The 19,068-nt window shown below is 31.1% G+C and carries 18 protein-coding genes; 11 read left to right on the top strand and 7 right to left on the bottom strand.

Annotation, left to right across the window (positions count from 1 at the left end):
• Positions 1-20: 20 nt before the first annotated feature.
• Positions 21-1,250, bottom strand: a complete 1,230-nt coding sequence (locus HSX10_RS15080; protein WP_173589073.1) for an HD domain-containing protein — start codon at positions 1,248-1,250, stop codon at positions 21-23.
• Between the two features lie 44 nt (positions 1,251-1,294).
• On the opposite strand from HSX10_RS15080, the gene porX reads away from it, so the two are divergent.
• The 8 genes from porX (at position 1,295) to HSX10_RS15040 (ending at position 9,970) form a co-directional block, all read left to right on the top strand.
• Positions 1,295-2,842 (top strand): T9SS response regulator signal transducer PorX, encoded by a 1,548-nt coding sequence (gene porX, locus HSX10_RS15075; RefSeq protein ID WP_173589072.1) that lies wholly within the window; start codon positions 1,295-1,297, stop codon positions 2,840-2,842.
• A gap of 142 nt (positions 2,843-2,984) precedes the next feature.
• A complete protein-coding gene (gene tsaE / locus HSX10_RS15070; RefSeq protein WP_217363296.1) occupies positions 2,985-3,413 on the top strand; it encodes a tRNA (adenosine(37)-N6)-threonylcarbamoyltransferase complex ATPase subunit type 1 TsaE in 429 nt (142 codons plus the stop codon).
• 277 nt (positions 3,414-3,690) lie between these two features.
• Positions 3,691-4,245: a hypothetical protein gene (locus tag HSX10_RS15065; RefSeq protein ID WP_217363294.1), complete on the top strand. Its 555-nt coding sequence runs from the start codon at positions 3,691-3,693 to the stop codon at positions 4,243-4,245.
• A gap of 99 nt (positions 4,246-4,344) precedes the next feature.
• Complete coding sequence (locus tag HSX10_RS15060) at positions 4,345-5,544, top strand: alanine dehydrogenase (RefSeq protein ID WP_173589071.1); 1,200 nt, start codon at positions 4,345-4,347, stop codon at positions 5,542-5,544.
• A gap of 106 nt (positions 5,545-5,650) precedes the next feature.
• A complete protein-coding gene (locus HSX10_RS15055) occupies positions 5,651-6,028 on the top strand; it encodes a hypothetical protein (protein WP_173589070.1) in 378 nt (125 codons plus the stop codon).
• A gap of 78 nt (positions 6,029-6,106) precedes the next feature.
• Entirely contained in the window at positions 6,107-7,126 is a 1,020-nt protein-coding gene (locus tag HSX10_RS15050; RefSeq protein WP_173589069.1) for an NAD-dependent epimerase, read from the top strand.
• Between the two features lie 125 nt (positions 7,127-7,251).
• Complete coding sequence (locus tag HSX10_RS15045) at positions 7,252-8,631, top strand: nucleotide sugar dehydrogenase (RefSeq protein WP_173589068.1); 1,380 nt, start codon at positions 7,252-7,254, stop codon at positions 8,629-8,631.
• 220 nt (positions 8,632-8,851) lie between these two features.
• Positions 8,852-9,970 carry a DegT/DnrJ/EryC1/StrS family aminotransferase gene (locus HSX10_RS15040; protein ID WP_173589067.1) on the top strand — a complete coding sequence of 373 codons (1,119 nt, stop codon included), beginning with the start codon at positions 8,852-8,854 and terminating at the stop codon, positions 9,968-9,970.
• Positions 9,971-10,016: 46 nt separating this feature from the next.
• Here HSX10_RS15040 and HSX10_RS15035 read toward each other — a convergent pair whose 3' ends face one another.
• Entirely contained in the window at positions 10,017-11,189 is a 1,173-nt protein-coding gene (locus HSX10_RS15035) for a proline dehydrogenase family protein (RefSeq protein WP_173589066.1), read from the bottom strand.
• Between the two features lie 102 nt (positions 11,190-11,291).
• Between HSX10_RS15035 and aroB the strand changes: the two genes are divergently transcribed.
• Entirely contained in the window at positions 11,292-12,362 is a 1,071-nt protein-coding gene (aroB, locus tag HSX10_RS15030) for a 3-dehydroquinate synthase (RefSeq protein ID WP_173589065.1), read from the top strand.
• On the opposite strand, the gene HSX10_RS15025 is transcribed toward aroB, so the two are convergent.
• The 3 genes from HSX10_RS15025 to HSX10_RS15015 form a co-directional block, all read right to left on the bottom strand.
• Positions 12,359-12,871: a DinB family protein gene (locus tag HSX10_RS15025; RefSeq protein WP_173589064.1), complete on the bottom strand. Its 513-nt coding sequence runs from the start codon at positions 12,869-12,871 to the stop codon at positions 12,359-12,361. The two genes, aroB and HSX10_RS15025, sit on opposite strands and share 4 nt — an antisense overlap.
• A 70-nt stretch (positions 12,872-12,941) precedes the next feature.
• Positions 12,942-13,421: an Lrp/AsnC family transcriptional regulator gene (locus HSX10_RS15020; protein ID WP_173589063.1), complete on the bottom strand. Its 480-nt coding sequence runs from the start codon at positions 13,419-13,421 to the stop codon at positions 12,942-12,944.
• A gap of 74 nt (positions 13,422-13,495) precedes the next feature.
• Entirely contained in the window at positions 13,496-14,638 is a 1,143-nt protein-coding gene (locus HSX10_RS15015; protein ID WP_173589062.1) for a M14 family zinc carboxypeptidase, read from the bottom strand.
• A 303-nt stretch (positions 14,639-14,941) separates the two neighbouring features.
• Here HSX10_RS15015 and HSX10_RS15010 point away from each other — a divergent pair, with 303 nt between their 5' ends.
• On the top strand, positions 14,942-15,358 hold the full coding sequence (locus HSX10_RS15010; protein ID WP_173589061.1) for a helix-turn-helix domain-containing protein: 417 nt from the start codon (positions 14,942-14,944) through the stop codon (positions 15,356-15,358).
• Positions 15,359-15,398: 40 nt separating this feature from the next.
• Entirely contained in the window at positions 15,399-15,788 is a 390-nt protein-coding gene (locus HSX10_RS15005; protein ID WP_173589060.1) for a hypothetical protein, read from the top strand.
• Positions 15,789-15,896: 108 nt separating this feature from the next.
• Here HSX10_RS15005 and HSX10_RS15000 read toward each other — a convergent pair whose 3' ends face one another.
• Together HSX10_RS15000 and HSX10_RS14995 are read right to left on the bottom strand one after the other, a co-directional pair.
• A complete protein-coding gene (locus tag HSX10_RS15000; RefSeq protein ID WP_173589059.1) occupies positions 15,897-18,512 on the bottom strand; it encodes a DNA gyrase/topoisomerase IV subunit A in 2,616 nt (871 codons plus the stop codon).
• Positions 18,513-18,986, bottom strand: coding sequence for a hypothetical protein (locus HSX10_RS14995; RefSeq protein ID WP_173589058.1), 474 nt, complete (start codon positions 18,984-18,986; stop codon positions 18,513-18,515).
• Positions 18,987-19,068: the final 82 nt, after the last annotated feature.

Below are 19,068 nucleotides of genomic sequence, written 5' to 3'. Positions count from 1 at the left end.
GCAAAAATAGAAAAAAAGGATTACATTTTCTTTTTAGGATAACACATATAATATTTAGTGATCGGTTTACTCAGCGCTTTTAGGTTTAATTGGTCTGATGCTTTGATGATATCTTTAATTTTTCCTGACTTAAATAAAATCTTAATCTTCTGAAATTTATTCTCATAAGCTTGATTAACTAGCTTACCTTTAAATACAAAATATTCAGCTTCAGCTTCAGAAATATTAAATTTTTTAATTAATGAATCTGAATACATTTTTAATTCGGACTCATTAATAGGCTTGTTTTTCAACTTTATTTTTAGTAAATTTCTTTCTAAGATCATTTGACAAAGATTACTTAACACAAAATCATCACTGTTTTGCCAATCTTTCATCGCTGCAACAACATCATAATCATCCAATTTTGAGAAAATAGCTAATGTTTCAACATTGAAACTTTCTGCATTAATTTCAGAATCTAGAAAATAAAATAAAGCTTTACTACAATTTAATTTTATACCTTTTGATACTAATTCCTTAGCTCGTTTTAAAATACGTACTAATAATTGTTCTGCTACTACGCCTGTTTTATGAAGATAGACTTGCCAATACATGAAGCCTCTTGCTACTAGAAATTTCTCGACACTTAAAATCCCTTTTTCCTCAAGTACTAATTGATCATTTACAACATTAAGCATTGTAATTAAACGTTCGCTATTAATGTTACCTTCTGCAACACCTGTGTAAAAACTATCGCGTTTTAGGTAATCTGCCCTATCCATGTCTAATTGACTAGAAATTAGTTCGCACATAAATTGTCTAGGGTACTCTTTCTTAAAAATTGAGATGGCTAAAGTTAAACTTCCGTTAAACTCAATATTGAGTTCTTCCATAAATCGAAGCGATATTTCTTCGTGAGAAACACTATCTACAATACTATGTTCCATAGCGTGAGAAAACGGACCATGACCAATATCATGTAAAAGAATTGCTATTAGCAAACCATTTTCTTCTTCATCAGAAATCACAACTCCCTTAAAACGAAGTACATTAACAGCTTTTTGCATTAAATGCATACAACCTAATGCATGATGAAATCGTGTATGATGTGCACCTGGATAAACCAAATAAGATAATCCCATTTGACTAATACGGCGTAATCTCTGAAAATATTTGTGCTGAATGATATCGAATATTAAAGTATTCGGAATCGTAATAAATCCGTAAATTGGATCGTTAAAGATTTTAAGCTTATTATTTGTAGGCAAAATTTTAAAATTCACTAATTATTAGATAACAAATATACCACAACATGATAAATATTCTTTGGGTTGACGATGAAATAGATTTACTTAAGCCTCATATTATTTTTTTAGAGCAAAAAGGTTACCAAGTTACAAAGTGTCAAAGTGGTACTGAAGCTTTAGAAATTATTAACGATACAAATTTTGATATTGTCTTTTTAGATGAAAACATGCCTGGCCTTACGGGTTTAGAGACTTTAAACGAAATAAAAGAGCGCAGAGCCAATTTGCCAATAGTAATGATTACTAAAAGTGAAGAGGAATATATAATGGAAGAAGCTATTGGTAATAAAATTGCCGATTATTTAATAAAACCTGTAAATCCTAATCAGATTTTACTGAGTTTAAAGAAAAATTTAGACCATTCTCGCTTAATTTCAGAAAAGACGACCTCTAATTACCAGCAAGAATTCAGAAAAATTGCCATGGACTTATCTATGGTAAATTCTTATGAAGAATGGGTAGAACTCTATCAAAAACTTGTTTACTGGGAATTACAATTAGAAAGTATTGAAGATATTGGGATGACAGATATTTTAGAGTCTCAAAAAACAGAAGCCAACATGCAGTTTGGTAAATTTATTGAGAAGAATTATGAAGATTGGTTTCAGCCTAAATCTGACTCACCAGTAATGTCTCATAATTTATTTAAAGAAAAAATTGTTCCAGAGCTAAGTGACAAACAACCAACATTATTAGTTGTGATTGATAATTTACGCTATGACCAATGGAAAGCTTTTGAACCTATAGTTAACAACTATTACAAAAAAGCTTCTGAATTAGCATTTTATAGTATTTTACCAACAGCCACACAATATGCTCGTAATGCTATTTTCTCTGGGTTAATGCCTGCCGATATGGAAAGTTTATTTCCACAATATTGGAAAAATGACACGGACGAAGGTGGTAAAAACATGCATGAAGGTGATTTTTTAAGAGAACAATTAAAACGCTTAGGATTAAGTCATTTAAAGCATGAATATCACAAAATAACCAACTTAAAAGCTGGAAAAAAATTAGTTGAAAATTTCAGATCTTTAAAAGATAATGATCTTAGTGTAATTGTTTACAATTTTGTAGATATGCTATCGCATTCTAAAACAGAAATGGACGTTGTAAAAGAATTAGCATCTAATGATAAAGCATACCGCTCATTAACCGTAAGCTGGTTTAAGAATTCACCTTTATTAGAGATGATTCAATTATCACAACAACTTGGTTTTAAATTAATTTTAACCACAGACCACGGAACAATTAATGTAAAATCACCAACAAAAGTAATTGGAGACAGAGACACAAGTTTAAATCTACGTTACAAAACCGGAAGAAGTTTAACGTATCAAGACAAGGATGTATTAGCTATTAAAAACCCTAAATCTGTTCATCTACCTTCTTTAACAATGAGTAGTTCGTTTATTTTCGCTAAGGGTGATTTATTTTTAGCATATCCAAATAACTTTAATCATTATGTCAGCTACTATAGAAACACCTATCAACACGGCGGAGTCTCTCTAGAGGAAATGATTATTCCTTTTATTGTATTAGATCCTAAATAAAAATATTGACTAATCTCTAATTCAGGATAAAAGGCTAAAAAAAACTTTTAAACGCATAAATTCTCGATGAAATACGTTTCAAACTAGGTTTATCCAAAATAATTCATTAGTATTGTATGAATAAATTGGTAATATAAAAACATTGAAAATTATTGAATTCACATATCATTTAAAAGATATCGATAAAATTGCTGTTAATGTTTTAAGTCACTTAAATACAAAAACAGTATTATTTAATGGAGATATGGGAGCTGGAAAAACAACTTTTATCAATGCGCTTTTAAAAGCAATGAAAAGTGAAGATATTGCTACTAGTCCAACATTTTCTATTGTAAATGAGTATAATTTACCTGGTGATAAAGTTTACCATTTTGATTTTTACAGAATAGAATCTATTGAGGAAGCTTACAACTTTGGAATAGAAGATTATTTAACTAGTGAACATTGGTTATTTATGGAATGGTCAAAACGTATTGAAGAATTAATACCTTCAGTTAACCAAACCATTACAATTAGTGACTTACAAGACAATAAAAGATCACTAAAACTAACATTAAACACGAACATTTAACCTTTAAAACAGCTATGACAGGTCTAAAATTTTAATTTTTTAAGTAATATTCCTACAAAATCAAACGAGAGTTACGGAAAAACCGTAGTTATAAGTACATGATTTTTTGGTTTTTAACATTTTGTCATTTGTAAAAAATTACGAACACTTTTACATTTGAATAAATTAATTAATTAAATCCCTTAAATTATGAAAACTAAAAAAAATCTCGTACTAGCAATTGCTATCTTTGGAGGAGTGTTATTTACTGTACAAGCTACTAACATTATTGACTTAGATGGACAAACAACAAGCCAAATTGACAAAAGAAAACTTAAAATTCTTCCAAACGGATAGAAATATTAGCAATAAAAGCATTATAAGAGGGAGTTTGATTGCTATTACAATAGCATCAACTCCTTTTCTTTTTTATTTATACGAATATGCTCCGGAAGGTAAAATATGGGAAACATGGTTTTTTACTTACAAAAGTGGATTTTATGAAGATGTTCAAATAGGTTTATGGTCTATTTTAATGAAGCTTGTTCCTTTATTGCTTTTATTTTTATGGTTTTTCACATGTAGACACTGGTGGTATCACGCAATATTAGTACCAATAGCAATGTTTTCTTATCAAATATTTGGAGCTATAAATGCTGAATTAATTAATTTTGATGAATCTCAATTATTATACCTTGTCCCATTAATGGCTTTTATAATTCCATCTATTTATTTAATCAGAGCAAAAATGTTTAACAAAATTAACACAGCCGACAAAACACTTTCAGAGCTCGAAGAAGAATTCATGATAAAACCAAAAGGCCTTTGGAGTAAGATTAAGCAGTATTTTTAAAACATTTCTATTTTTCATACACATATACCATTTGAAGTTATACAATTATATAATGCTATTTACTATCTTGCAATAGTAAACTAAAGCCAACAACTTCTAATGAGTATATCATTAACACCATTTACTAGAGCTCAATTATTACCACAAGAAGAAACCTTAGAAATTCTCAAGAAAAAAGGAGAACTCTTTATCGGTATTCCTAAAGAAGCTCATTTTCAAGAACGACGTGTGTGCTTAACACCAGATGCTGTATCTGCCTTAACAGCTAACGGACATCGTGTTTTATTTGAATCTGGAGCAGGTGATGGCGCTAATTTTAAAGATAAGTCATATAGTGAAGCTGGAGCAGAAGTAACCAATGATACAGAAAAGGTATACTCCTGCCCTATTATATTAAAAGTCGAACCACCTTCTTTAGATGAAATAAAGCTTATAAATCCACAAACACTCTTAATTTCTGCCCTTCAAATAAAAACTCAAAATAAAACCTATTTTGAAGCTTTAGCTAAAAAACGAATTACCGCATTAGCTTTTGAGTATATAAAAGATGATGATGGCCAATACCCTGCAGTAAGTTCTCTTAGTGAGATTGCAGGAACTGCCTCTATTTTAATTGCATCCGAATTACTCTCTAATGTAAACGGTGGCAATGGTTTAATGATGGGTAATATTAACGGAGTTCCTCCTTCTGAGGTTGTTATTTTAGGCGCTGGTACTGTTGGTGAATTTGCTGCGCGTTCTGCTATCGGCCTAGGTGCAAACGTTAAGATATTTGATAGCTCAATTACAAAACTTAGACGACTTCAAAATAATTTAGGACGCACCGTTTACACATCTACTATGCAACCTAAAAATCTTTTAAAAGCACTGAAACGCTGTGATGTTGCTATTGGAGCTGTTAGAGGCGCTAACCGTGCACCTGTAATTGTCACAGAAAGTATGGTCTCTAATATGAAATCTGGATCAGTAGTTATTGATGTTAGTATAGATATGGGAGGCTGTTTTGAAACTAGCGAAGTAACTTCTCACGATCGACCTACATTTGATTATAATGGAGTAACTCATTATTGTGTACCAAATATCCCTGCTCGATACTCTAGAACTGCTTCAGTTTCCATTAGTAATATCTTCACACCGTACTTATTAGAGATTGGAGAATACGGAGGTATAGAAAATGCGCTTCGATTTGATCGTGGTTTAAAAAATGGGTTGTATTTTTACCACGGAATTTTAACTAATAAATCTGTTGCAGAATGGTTTGGCTTAGAATATACTGATGCCAATTTATTAATTTTCTAGTCTTGAGATATTACACTAAGCGTAGCCGAAGTGTTATTTCTTTATCTGCACATTATCAATATTATTTAACTAAAAAAACTTCTTGCTTTAGCAGGATAAAATTATTATGAAATTTGTACATCGTTTAGGCTATTATCTTGGTGGCTTTGGTATAGGATTAATACTACTTTTATTTTTTTTGAATGGAAAAGATGCGTCTTGTGATTATGGGCCAAATGCTAGAACTGTAAAAAACATTAGCTCTAAACCTTTTCAATATTCTAATAAAGCTTCCAACTTTATATCAAAACAAACATTAGATTCTACTACCATTTTCAACTTAGTAAAATATGGAAGCGTTGACTTTTCGAAGAGTAAAACAGAAATAGATTCTTGTAAAATATATTTAATAGAAAATAGCTATAAGGAACGTGACTTAGAATTACAAGTTAAGAATTGTGATTCAATTGTTACTATTCTCGATATTATTTATACGAACAACTAATAATAAAATGAAATTAATGGCTTTAAAATTTAGAGATTAATATCTAAATTTTGACCTTTGAAAGATTATTCGAAATTTATGAAAATATTAGTTACAGGAGCAGCAGGATTTATTGGTTTTTATACTTCTAAAATATTAGTATCTAAAGGACATCAGGTTGTTGGTTTAGATAACCTAAACGACTATTACGATGTCAATCTAAAATACTCAAGATTAAGTGAATTAGGTATAAACAAAAGCGAAGCAGCAGTTTTTAATACTGTTTGTAAAAGTAAATCTCAAGACTTCTCTTTTGTTAGGATGAATCTTGAAGATCGTGAAGAGCTCCCTAAATTATTCAAAAACGAAAAATTTGATATCGTTTGTAATCTAGCAGCTCAAGCAGGTGTTAGATACAGTATTGAAAATCCTGAAACTTATGTAGATTCTAATCTTATAGGTTTTTTAAACATCCTTGAATGCTGCAGAAATTACAAAATTAAGCATTTGGTTTATGCAAGTAGCTCTAGTGTTTACGGAATGAATAAAAAAATACCGTTTTCTACAGATGACAACGTGGATCACCCAATAAGCTTATACGCAGCAACCAAAAAAAGCAACGAACTTATGGCGCACACTTATAGCCATCTGTTTAAAGTCCCAACAACAGGATTAAGATTCTTTACGGTATATGGACCTTGGGGAAGACCAGATATGGCCATGTTTCTGTTTACTGATGCTATTGTAAATAACAGACCTATAAAAGTTTTTAACCATGGTAAAATGGAACGCGATTTCACTTACATAGATGACATTGTAGAAGGCGTTGTTAGAGTTATTGAAAAATCACCAAAAGAAAGAATAGAAGCTAATCAATTTTATAAATTATATAATATTGGTAATAACAACTCTGTAAAATTATTAGATTTCATAAAAGAAATTGAATTAAACTTAGGTAAGGAAGCTATCAAAAATATGATGGAGATGCAACCTGGAGATGTAGAACGCACTTGGGCAGATGTAGATGAATTAATTAAGGATTACAACTACAGCCCCAATACATCAATAAAAGAAGGTGTAAAATCTTTTATAAATTGGTATAAAGACTATTATAATTAATAGTTAAGCATTAAATAAATTATATTTGTATACCAAAATAACACAATACATAATAAAGATCAATTATATAATAAGATAAGTCAAATTCATAGACTGTTGACTTTAATTAAATCACAATTAAAAGCATGAAAGTAACCAAAATTTGTTGTATCGGAGCCGGTTATGTTGGAGGACCAACAATGGCAGTAATAGCAAAAAAGAATCCAAATATCAAAGTAACTATAGTTGATATAAACGAAGAGCGTATTGCTGCTTGGAATGATAAAGATCTATCAAAATTACCAATATACGAACCGGGTTTAGCTGAGATTGTTGAAGAAACTAGAGGGAAAAACTTATTTTTCACTACAGCTATTGATGAAGCTATTGCCGAATCTGAAATGATTTTTATCTCAGTAAACACTCCTACCAAAACATATGGTAAAGGAAAAGGAATGGCTGCCGATTTAAAGTTTGTAGAATTATGTGCTAGAAATATTGCTGACGTTGCAACTACCGACAAAATTGTTGTAGAAAAATCAACACTACCAGTAAGAACAGCTCAAGCTATTAAAAGTATTTTACACAACACAGGAAGTGATGTGAAATTTGAAATCTTATCTAATCCTGAATTTTTAGCAGAAGGAACAGCAATTGAAGATTTGCTAGATCCAGATCGTGTTTTAATTGGTGGTGAATCTAAAGACGCTATTGAAAGCCTAGCAAATGTCTATGGTAGTTGGGTGCCTCAAGAAAGAATATTAAGAACTAATGTTTGGTCTTCTGAGTTATCTAAATTAACTGCTAATGCCTTTTTAGCACAACGTATTTCTTCCATTAATGCCATTTCAGAATTATGTGAGCATACAGAAGCAAATGTAAACGAAGTTGCGAAAGCTATAGGAATGGATTCTAGAATTGGATCTAAATTTTTAAATGCTTCTATCGGATTTGGTGGTTCTTGTTTTCAAAAAGACATATTAAACCTTGTATACATCGCAAGAAGTTATGGTTTAAATCAAGTAGCTGATTATTGGGAACAGGTTATTATTTTAAATGATCACCAAAAACGTCGTTTTTCTGATAATTTAATTAGCACATTATATAATACTGTATCTGGTAAAAAAATTGCAATGTTAGGTTGGGCCTTTAAAAAAGACACCAATGACACAAGAGAATCAGCAGCAATTTACGTTGCAGATCACTTATTAAATGAACAAGCAAATATTGCTGTTTACGATCCTAAAGTAAATGATAAAAAAGTACAAAACGACTTAAATTATCTAGACACAAGAACTAAGGAAGAAAATGCAGACTTAGTAACATCTTTTGACGATCCTTACGAAACTACAAAAGACGCACATGCTATTGCAATTATGACCGAATGGGATGAGTTTAAGACTTACGATTGGAAAAAAATCTATAGTCAAATGAAAAAACCAGCGTTCATTTTTGACGGTAGAAATATCTTAGATAAAACAGAGATGGAAGCTATTGGATTTGAATATTCTTCAATAGGAAAATAAATCTATCCTTTTAAAAATATAAAAATGCACTAAACACTTAAGTTTAGTGCATTTTTGCTTTAAAATAATTCAATTTAATAGCCTTATTTACAATCAACAAATAAATAGCAAATTAATTATATTGTTTTAATTTTGAAAAAAATCCGATTGTACATCAGATTTATTCTATTATACAAACAATTTCCCTCGTAATAAAATAGTTACTTAACAATTTATATTTATGAAACCTAAAATATGGCTTTCGTCACCACATATGAGTGGTAATGAGTTAACATACATCCAAGAAGCTTTTAACTCTAACTGCTTAGCATCTATAGGGCAAAATATAAATGGATTTGAAAATGACTTAGAATCTTATTTAAATAAAGATAAACATATTGCTGCATTAGCTTCTGGCACTTCCGCTATACATTTAAGCTTAATCCTTCTAGATATTGGTTATGAAGATGAAGTTATTTGTCAAACCAACACATTTTCAGCAACAGCAAACCCCATCGTGTATCAAGGAGCAAAACCAATTTTTGTTGATAGTGAAAAAGACACATGGAACATCTGCCCTATTCAATTAGAAATTGCTATTAAAGACAGAATCTCCAAAGGAAAAAAACCTAAAGCCATTATTGCTGTACATTTATATGGTATGCCTTATAAGGTTGATGAAATTAATAAAATAGCCTCAAAATATAATATTCCTATTCTAGAAGATGGTGCAGAATCATTAGGGAGTCTCTATAAAGGTAAACATTGTGGAACTTTAGGTGATTTATCTATATTATCTTTTAACGGAAATAAAATAATAACAACTTCTGGTGGAGGCGCTTTAATTACAAAAACATTAAAACAAAAAAAGAAAGCTATTTTCTTAGCGACACAAGCTAGAGACAATGCGCCATATTATCTACATTCCGAAATAGGCTACAATTACAGAATGTCTAACATCGCTGCGGGTGTTGGCCGTGGACAAATGACGGTGCTCAACAACCATGTTTCAAAGCGAAGAGCTAATTATGATTTATATGTAGATGCTTTTAAAACGAATGAGAAAATTACATTTTTAAAAGAACCTGAAGGCTATTTTTCTAACCGATGGCTAACATGCATATTATTAGATTCAGAAAAAACTAAAGAAAATATAAGACTAGCTTTAGAGAAAGAAAACATCGAATCTAGACCATTATGGAAACCTATGCACCAACAACCTGTTTTTAAAAATAGCCCATCATACCTCAATGGAGTTTCAGATGAATTGTTTGAAAAAGGCTTATGCTTACCTAGCGGGTCTAATCTTAAAGAGGACGAATTAAAAAGAATTATCTCAACTATAAATAAATGTTTTTAAGAAACTTAGATAACAACACTAAAACTCATAGATTAACTAGACCTAACTACGATTTACGTCTCTTTTTTTCTGTTTTTAATAAGGTTAATTCTCTACTTGTCTGCCCAGAAACCGAAGTATTTTCTTCTGCTCTTCTTATTAAATAAGGCATCACATCTTTAACTGGTCCAAACGGAATATACTTAGCAACGTTATAACCTTGTGCTGCCAAATTAAAACTTATATGATCGCTCATTCCGTACAATTGTCCAAACCAAACATTATTATCTTGTTTAGATATGTTATGTTTTTCCATAAGATCCATAGCTAAATAACAACTTGCTTCATTATGTGTTCCTATAAAAACAGAGATTACATTTAAGTTATCTAAAATATAATTTAATGTTTCATTAAAATTATCATCAGTTACTTTTTTACTTTCACAAATAGGAGAATCATAACCTTTCTCTAAAGCGCGTTCACGTTCTTTTTCCATATAAGCACCACGAACTATCTTCACTCCTATTTTAAACCCATTTTCAATCGCGTTTTGATGTAATTTTTTTAAATAATCAAAACGATCCCAACGATAGAGCTGTAAAGTATTATAAACAATTGTGACATCTTTATTATAACGACGCATCATTTCCTCTACTAAATCATCTGCAGCGTCTTGCATCCAGCTTTCTTCGCCATCAATTAAAACTTCTACATCTTTGGATTTTGCTAATTTACAAACGGTATCAAATCTATTAACTATGCGCTCCCATTCAGCTTCTTCATCTGTAGTTAAAGCAACACCTTCTGTTTTCTTTTGGTATAATGCAAAACGCCCAAAACCAGAAGGCTTAAAAACAACGATTGGCATCGCTTCCCTATCATCACAAAAATTAATAATCTTCAGGATTTTTTCTAAAGCATTATCAAACTGATTTTCTTCATCCTTACCTTCAACAGAGTAATCTAAAACAGAACTAACACCTTCCGTGTATAGTTTATCTATAACGGGCAAGCAGTCATCTTCATTAATTCCACCACAAAAATGATCAAAAACAGTGGCTCGTATAAGTTTTTCTACAGGAAGATGCGCTTTTAATGCAAAATTTGTCGCAATAGTTCCAATCCGAACCAATGGTTCTGAAGAAATCATTTTAAATAAAAAATACGCACGATCTAATTCTGAATCAGATTTTAGAGTAAAGGCCGTAGCTGTGTTCTCAAAGAGTGAACGATCTATCATTAGCTTAAAGAATATGTAATGACAAATATATTTAATATTGTTTTACATTTTTTTCTAAAAAGGAAGTATTTTCACATATTATTACTGATTATAATTTTTAATATGAATTCTATTACTACAAAAGACGCCGTTGTATATTTTAACTCTGATGTTTACACAGAACTTAACGGTTATATAAAAACAACTGAACCTTCAAAAATATTTGTTCTAGTTGATACTAACACGCACGATTATTGTCTACCTAAGTTTTTAGAACGCTTAGAAAATGGAGATATCGCCATTGAGGTTATGGAAATGCCAAACGGTGAAGAACATAAAACCATTGATATCTGTACAGGTGTCTGGGAAGCTTTATCTGAATATAACGCAGACCGCAAAAGCTTATTAATCAATTTAGGTGGCGGTGTTGTTACCGATTTAGGTGGCTTTGTTGCCAGTACTTACATGAGAGGTATTCCATACATTAACATTCCTACATCTTTATTGGCCATGGTTGATGCTTCCGTTGGAGGTAAAACAGGTGTAGATTTAGGTGTTTTAAAAAACCAAGTTGGTGTAATTACTGAAGGTAAAATGGTTGGTATAGACACATCATTCTTAGATACATTACCTCCGAACGAAATGGTTTCTGGATTTGCTGAAATGCTAAAACACGGTTTAATTTATGACGAAAAGTATTGGGATACTTTAACGCATCTTGAAAAACTAGATATTTCTGATTTAGATAGTTTAATCCATCAATCGGTGATTATAAAAAATGATGTTGTAACCTCTGACCCAACAGAACAAGGTTTAAGAAAAATATTGAATTTCGGACATACTCTAGGCCACGCTATAGAAAGTTATTTTCTTGAAAATGACGAAAAAACAACACTTCTACACGGAGAAGCTATTGCATTAGGTATGATTTTAGAAACTTACCTCTCTACCAAAGTTTGTGGTTTAAGCAATGAAAGCTTAGAAATTATTAATGAAGGCATTCTAAAAACGTTTTCTAAAGTTGAAATTACTAAAGAAGATCAATTACAAATTGTCGAATTATTAAAATACGACAAGAAAAACAGTCATGGTATTGTAAAATTTGTACTTCTTGAAGCTATAGGGCAACCTAAAATAGACTGTGTAGCTACAAATGAATTAATCTCAGAAGCTTTTGAGTATTATAACAATTAAAGATAACGCTCTTTTATAATTAGGTTGTGATGATTTTCATGACCTAATATAATATAACCTAAAGCTCTAACAGAAATAGGAAAACCTGAAGCCTCACCTATAAAAAGTAAATTATCTCCTGTTAATGAATTAAACAAAGTAATAGTAGCTTGTCTTACTGCTTTATACTCTTCAATTAAGCTTTCCATTGAACGGTTTTTAGCAAAACCGTGCTCAACATAACCATCTTGTTCAAAACCTGCTAAAGACGTTTTATCACCTCTCGCTATACGTAGTGCTCTATAAGCCAAAATACGTTCTGTATCTATAATATGTAATAACACATCTTTTACAGTCCATTTACCTTCCGCATAAGCATAATCATATTTCTCTTCCGGAATACTATGATAAAAAGAAGCAACTGACTCTAGATGTTGTTTTAATCCCTCTACCAAACTTTCGTATTTATTAACCTTATCTATATAAGGCTGAAAGTAAGCATTGCATTCTGATGTACTAAGTCTATTCATATACCAATTTTACAAAAAAAAGCCCAAAGTAAAATAAACTAAGGGCTTTTGTTAAAATATATTCTAATGCTTACAATTCATTAAAAATAGTATGCATTAATCGTTTTTTATCATTTAAACTTTCCTCTAAAGAAATCATTGTTTCTGTTCTATAAACACCATCAATATCATCTAACAAAAAGATAATATCTTTAGCGTGCATGGTATCTTTAGCTCTTATTTTACAAAAAATATTGAATTTCCCTGTTGTAATATGTGCTACCGTTACATATGGTATATCAGAAATACGTTCTAAAACAAATTTAGTCTGTGATGTATTTTGAAGAAAAACACCTACATAAGCTATAAATGAATAATCTAGTTTTTGGTAATTTAAGGTTAATGATGAACCCATAATAATACCTGCTTCTTCCATTTTCTTTACACGTACATGTACAGTACCTGCAGAAATCAATAATTTCTTAGCGATATCTGTAAAAGGAATTCGTGTATTATCAATTAACATATCTAGAATCTGGTGATCAACTTCATCTAATTTAAACTTTGCCATAATCATATAATATTTAAAGTAAATGCAAAATTAAGACATTTAAGTTAACGATTGTGCATTTTAAATGAATTATTTTAAGGTTTTAATAAGATTCTTTCATCATTTACCATTACGAAAACGATTTCGGAACCTATATTTAACTCAGAATTACCTGATGTTGTTACAGCACAGCCCTTTGCATCTATTTCTTTGTGACCAAATTTAGTTTTTAAGTCAGAAATAGCATCAACCACAGGAGTAAAATGTAATTCTCTAGAAATCAACACTTCTTTATACTGAATAGCTATATCTACAAGTTCGTTTGAATCAGAATATTTTACATTTCGTATGATAATATCATTGAAACACTTTCCATTTTCAGGAATTAAGAAGTAAGATTCGTAGTTTTTCTGCTTAATTTCATTAATTATCGCATCTAGACCTTTAAGTATTGCTAAAAACATAAATCTTCTCACCTCTTCCCTATCATAATCATCAGCATAATGACCAGCTTCATATAAAAGTGTTGGTACACCAAAGTTTTGAAAAGTATCTCCAACGCAATTCAAATTAAAACCATCATCATAACGTCCTATGCCATTAGGAATTTCGATCTGTAATAGTTTATTAATTTCAGCTATAATAGCCATAGAAGCTTTCCTATTCGCTGTTAGCGTACGTTCTGGATCTTGTGCAGGTGATAAGAATGATAATGTTGCAACCTTATTTGTTTCACCAACACTAAATAAAGTACGCTGTCCATGTAAATTAAAACAATAATCAGGTTTTACATCATTATATATTTGACGTAATATCTTACTTTCTGGTTGTGTTAAATCTTGAGCATCCCTATTTAAGTCTACTAAATTAGCATTTAAGCGTGTAAAACGCTCCGCACCATCTGGGTTTAATATAGGAATTACAACCAAAGTACAACGCTCTAAAATTCGTTTAGCAACATCATGATCCGATTCTAAAAGATTAAAACAATCAAAAAGTGCTTTTGTAGATGTAGATTCGTTTCCGTGCATTTGAGACCATAATAAAACTTTAATTGGTCCTTGTCCATATGTTAAACTATAAATTGGTCGCTCTTCAACAGAATAACCAAGTGTCTTTATAATAGGTTTTGATAATTTATCAATACAGGGTTGTATATGTGAATTCGTTATATAACGACCGTGTAATTCTTCAGTTTTTAACTCTAAGTATATATGGTTTAAAAGTTCTAGATTCATAAGGTTATTTTCTTGGTTACAAATGTAATCATTTACTCATTTACAAATGTAAACAATAAAAACCAGCTTTTAAGTTACAACCGTAAACGTGAATTTTAAAAGTAGTTTACTTATAAATCAACATTTCCTACAATAAATAGTCACAACACAATATAATACATCATTCGTCTTGTTTTCAGTTGTTTACATACCTAAACTAAAGTGATTATTTATGCTTAATATATTTAAAACAGTAATAATTTAGGTCATCTAAACTCTAATGTTTACATTTGTACCACGGCAAACACAACCTAAATGTTTACAATGATAAACTCAACTGAATTCACTAAACGTTTACAAAAAGTAATCGATTTTTATAACGAATCTGCTTCTGGTTTTGCTGAAAAAATCGGAGTACAACGCTCTAGCATTTCACATATATTATCTGGAAGAAATAAACCTAGTTTAGACTTTGTTATGAAGATTCTACACGCCTACCCGGAAGTAGAATTATATTGGTTACTGAATGGAAAAGGAAATTTCCCTAATAATCCTAATACACCAGAATTACCAGGGTTAAAAATTTCAGAACCCACAAAGCCTATTGATCAAGAAATAGTTGAGAAACAACAAACAGTAAAACATGATTCGGTTTCTGTTCCCAGTTCTGAATCGGATTCAGAGATTGAAAAAATAGTTATCTTTTATAAAAATGGAACTTTTAAGAGTTATAACCCTTAATTATAATTTTGCTATTAGTTATCTTTGCCAAAAGATTCTTATGAAGTTACTCTTATCCATATTAGCACTAACACTATTAACAAGCTGCTACTCGACAGCAGAACGCAATTGTTCGGATTTTAAAACTGGTACTTTTGAATTTACCTACACCATAGACGGTATTGAGCAAACAAACAGATTTAAAAGAACAGAAGACCTAAATATAGATTACCATGAAGGTGTTGAAGATTCATCTTCCGTAAGATGGATTAATGACTGCGAGTTTATTCTAAAAAAACTACACCCTGTTAGTAATGCGGAAAAAGAAGCGATACACATGAAGATTCTCTCTACAACTAAAGATTCATACACTTTTGAATATAAACGCGCTGTAAAAAGAGCTAATAAACCTTCTCGCGTAGAGAAAGGCACAGCAACAAGAATAAAATAGTAGCAAATAAAACCGAGTTAAAGATAATAAGGTTTGATAATTTTTTAAAATCAAAAAAGCTGAAATGGAAACCACTTCAGCTTTTTTGATTTATGTAAATGAATAACTTTAAAATAAAGAACCCTGAGCTTGATCTTCTTCATCTTCACTTTTAGATTGAGATTCTGAATCTCCAGAATCTTTTTCGTTTTCCGTATCAACAACCTCCTCCTCTTCAAATTCATAAGGCAACGATTCCAACGGGTTTACTTGATTTATTTTATCTCTAGTTAACTGATTACCTAAGGCAGTAATACCTTTTACTGAAATAAATTCTTCAAGATTAACTTCTAGATTTGGTTTGCGTTCTTTACCACGTTCTTTTGTGAATTCTACATCTACAACTGGACGCCAATCTGTAGAAACAATCTCTAATTGAGAATCTGGATGATCCGAAATAAAGTCTTCTTCTCTACCTTCATGCTCAATAATAAAACGCTTAACATAATAACGCTCTTTCTCTCCGTCGTAATAAATTGCTGAAATTGGTTTTTTAGGAATCCATTTTTCCATAACAATCATTTCATTATCAAAATGCGCTGTTAATTCTGGCGTAATCGTTTTTACTATTCCAGACTGAGTAATAATTAACAACCTGTCTTCACCTCTAAATTCTCCAATTAAATCACCTCTTCCGTCTACATTTAAACGACGAACCGTATCATCGAACCAAATTTTACGAGGTTTTAATGTTGAAACTCCTTTTTCTTTTAGCTCAATACGCTTAATCGCATATTTAGTAACCGTATTCCCTTTAGAAACTCTACCTTTTATAAGAACATCTGCAAAGTCTAAATCCCATTTTAATTTCTTAATACTACCAACTTGTCTTAGCATTATAGTTACAACCTCTGCTTCACCATTAGGGTTTGCAGAAAAATACCATAAAGCAGAACCTTTTGTTCCATTAGTTAAATCGTACTCACGATCTCTCGTCATACTTGTTACCGCAAATCGCTTCACGTAAGATGGTCCGGTTTTACCATCGCGATAAATCATGTTATAAATAGTACGCTTATCTTTTTTCTTGAAAATTGCAACATGAATAATATTCTTACCTATAAAAGTTTTAGAATCCACTTTAGTCACCATCATAGTTCCTTGATTTGTGAATACAATAACATCATCGATATCACTACAGTCACAAACATATTCGTCACGTTTTAGTGAGGTCCCAATAAATCCTTCAGCTCTATTAACATAAAGCTTCGTGTTTCTGATCACTACTTTTGTAGCATCTACATCATCAAAGATTCTGATTTCAGTTTTACGCTCTTTACCTTCACCGTAATCTCGTTTCAATCTTTCAAAAAACGCTATAGCATAATCGATTAGATTCGCTAAGTGATGTTTTACTTCAGCTATCTGATCTTCTAAAGCATCAATTTTCTGTTGTGCTTTATCGATATCAAATTTAGAAATACGTTTAATTCTTATCTCAGTTAAACGTGTAATATCTTCAACAGTAATAGCACGTTTTAAATGTTTAATATGTGGCTGAAGTCCTTTATCGATAGCTTCAATTACACCATCCCAAGTTTCTTCCTCTTCAATATCGCGGTAAATTCTTTTATCAATAAAAATACGCTCTAAAGACGCAAAGTGCCATTGCTCTTGAAATTCACCTAATTTTATTTCTAATTCACTTTTTAAAAGCTGAACTGTATTATCTGTAGAACGACGTAACATTTCTGTAACACCAACAAAATAAGGCTTGTTATCTTCAATTACACAACCTAATGGCGAAATTGAAGTTTCACAACTTGTAAAAGCGAAAAGTGCATCAATAGTTTTATCTGGTGATAAGCCTGCAGGCAAGTGAATTAAAATTTCAACTTTAGCTGCTGTATTATCTTCAATCTTTTTAATCTTAATTTTTCCTTTATCATTCGCCTTAAGCACAGAGTCTATAAGCGAAGTTGTTGTTGTACCAAAAGGAATCTCCGTAATAACAAGTGTATTTTTGTCTCGTTGAGAAATTTGTGCACGCACTCTCACTTTTCCACCTCGCAAACCATCATTGTAGTTTGTGAAATCTGCAATACCAGCCGTTGGGAAATCCGGTAAAATAGTAAATCGTTTTCCTTTTAAATGCTTTACAGAAGCCTCAATAAGCTCAATAAAATTATGAGGTAATATTTTTGTAGACAAACCAACCGCAATACCTTCACCTCCTTGCGCTAACAATAACGGAAACATTACAGGTAAATTTATAGGTTCCTTACGACGACCATCATAAGAAGCTTGCCATTCTGTAATTTTAGGATTATAAACCACATCCATTGCAAACTTAGAAAGTCTAGCTTCAATATAACGAGATGCTGCTGCACGGTCTCCTGTTAATATATTCCCCCAGTTTCCTTGAGTATCTATTAAAAGATCTTTCTGACCAATTTGAACCATAGCATCTGCAATACTTGCATCACCATGCGGGTGATATTGCATAGTATGACCAACAATATTCGCTACTTTATTGTAACGACCATCATCTAAATCTTTCATAGAATGCATTATACGACGCTGAACAGGTTTAAAACCATCTTCAATTGCCGGAACTGCACGTTCTAAAATAACATAAGAAGCATAATCTAAAAACCACTCTTTATACATTCCGGTAACCTTGGTAATTGTCTCTTGACTACCGTTATCCTCATTTATAAATTCTTCATGTTCTTCTTCTGCCATCTATCCTAATTTGTGAGATTTATTTTCTTTTATAATCTTTTTTAAAGACTGTCTTACGTATCTAATTTTTTTACGTTTCAAAAGTGTTATATTAAAGCTTTCATTTGAAATACTACCGCTACTACCTGTAGTATAAATAGTTAAATTCTTATACAAATAATAATTACTAATTTTATATCCTGTTAATTTTTCTCTAGGAACTTCAACTTTATTTTCTCGGTAATTAAAATGATCATTAAGAATCAATCCGCTATTTGTAATAATTACATTAGCGCCATCGCTATCATATTCAAAAAAACGAGCTACAAAATGTACAATAATTACAGCGACCAACAAACCTAATAACACATATAATGAACCTCCTTCAACCAAACGAAAAGATCTAAAAACTGTTGCCAACAAAACCGCAATGACTAACAGTATAAAATAGATAGAAATTATGGTGTTTTTTATTTCCCTGTTATCTGTTCTCATTATTTAGTATTCACTTTTGATTTTTAATTTTGCTTTCTAAATTCGAAGCAAGGCAATTCAACAAAAAAATATGTTTAATAGA

It is taken from the genome of Winogradskyella undariae (assembly GCF_013285155.1).
Classification (GTDB): domain Bacteria; phylum Bacteroidota; class Bacteroidia; order Flavobacteriales; family Flavobacteriaceae; genus Winogradskyella; species Winogradskyella undariae.
The sequence above is the reverse complement of the archived record's forward strand: the minus strand, read 5'-3'. Positions and strand labels throughout refer to the sequence as shown.

Excerpts from the sequence above, each read along its gene's own strand:
- HSX10_RS15020 (WP_173589063.1), bottom strand. The coding sequence starts at position 13,421 with ATGGCAAAGTTTAAATTAGATGAAGTTGATCACCAGATTCTAGATATG.
- aroB (WP_173589065.1), top strand. The coding sequence starts at position 11,292 with ATGAATTCTATTACTACAAAAGACGCCGTTGTATATTTTAACTCTGAT.
- HSX10_RS15025 (WP_173589064.1), bottom strand. The coding sequence starts at position 12,871 with ATGAATAGACTTAGTACATCAGAATGCAATGCTTACTTTCAGCCTTAT.
- HSX10_RS15000 (WP_173589059.1), bottom strand. The coding sequence starts at position 18,512 with ATGGCAGAAGAAGAACATGAAGAATTTATAAATGAGGATAACGGTAGT.
- HSX10_RS15065 (WP_217363294.1), top strand. The coding sequence starts at position 3,691 with ATGGACAAACAACAAGCCAAATTGACAAAAGAAAACTTAAAATTCTTC.
- HSX10_RS15005 (WP_173589060.1), top strand. The coding sequence starts at position 15,399 with ATGAAGTTACTCTTATCCATATTAGCACTAACACTATTAACAAGCTGC.
- HSX10_RS15060 (WP_173589071.1), top strand. The coding sequence starts at position 4,345 with ATGAGTATATCATTAACACCATTTACTAGAGCTCAATTATTACCACAA.
- HSX10_RS15050 (WP_173589069.1), top strand. The coding sequence starts at position 6,107 with ATGAAAATATTAGTTACAGGAGCAGCAGGATTTATTGGTTTTTATACT.
- porX (WP_173589072.1), top strand. The coding sequence starts at position 1,295 with ATGATAAATATTCTTTGGGTTGACGATGAAATAGATTTACTTAAGCCT.
- HSX10_RS15040 (WP_173589067.1), top strand. The coding sequence starts at position 8,852 with ATGAAACCTAAAATATGGCTTTCGTCACCACATATGAGTGGTAATGAG.
- HSX10_RS15015 (WP_173589062.1), bottom strand. The coding sequence starts at position 14,638 with ATGAATCTAGAACTTTTAAACCATATATACTTAGAGTTAAAAACTGAA.
- HSX10_RS14995 (WP_173589058.1), bottom strand. The coding sequence starts at position 18,986 with ATGAGAACAGATAACAGGGAAATAAAAAACACCATAATTTCTATCTAT.
- HSX10_RS15035 (WP_173589066.1), bottom strand. The coding sequence starts at position 11,189 with ATGATAGATCGTTCACTCTTTGAGAACACAGCTACGGCCTTTACTCTA.
- HSX10_RS15055 (WP_173589070.1), top strand. The coding sequence starts at position 5,651 with ATGAAATTTGTACATCGTTTAGGCTATTATCTTGGTGGCTTTGGTATA.
- HSX10_RS15010 (WP_173589061.1), top strand. The coding sequence starts at position 14,942 with ATGATAAACTCAACTGAATTCACTAAACGTTTACAAAAAGTAATCGAT.
- HSX10_RS15045 (WP_173589068.1), top strand. The coding sequence starts at position 7,252 with ATGAAAGTAACCAAAATTTGTTGTATCGGAGCCGGTTATGTTGGAGGA.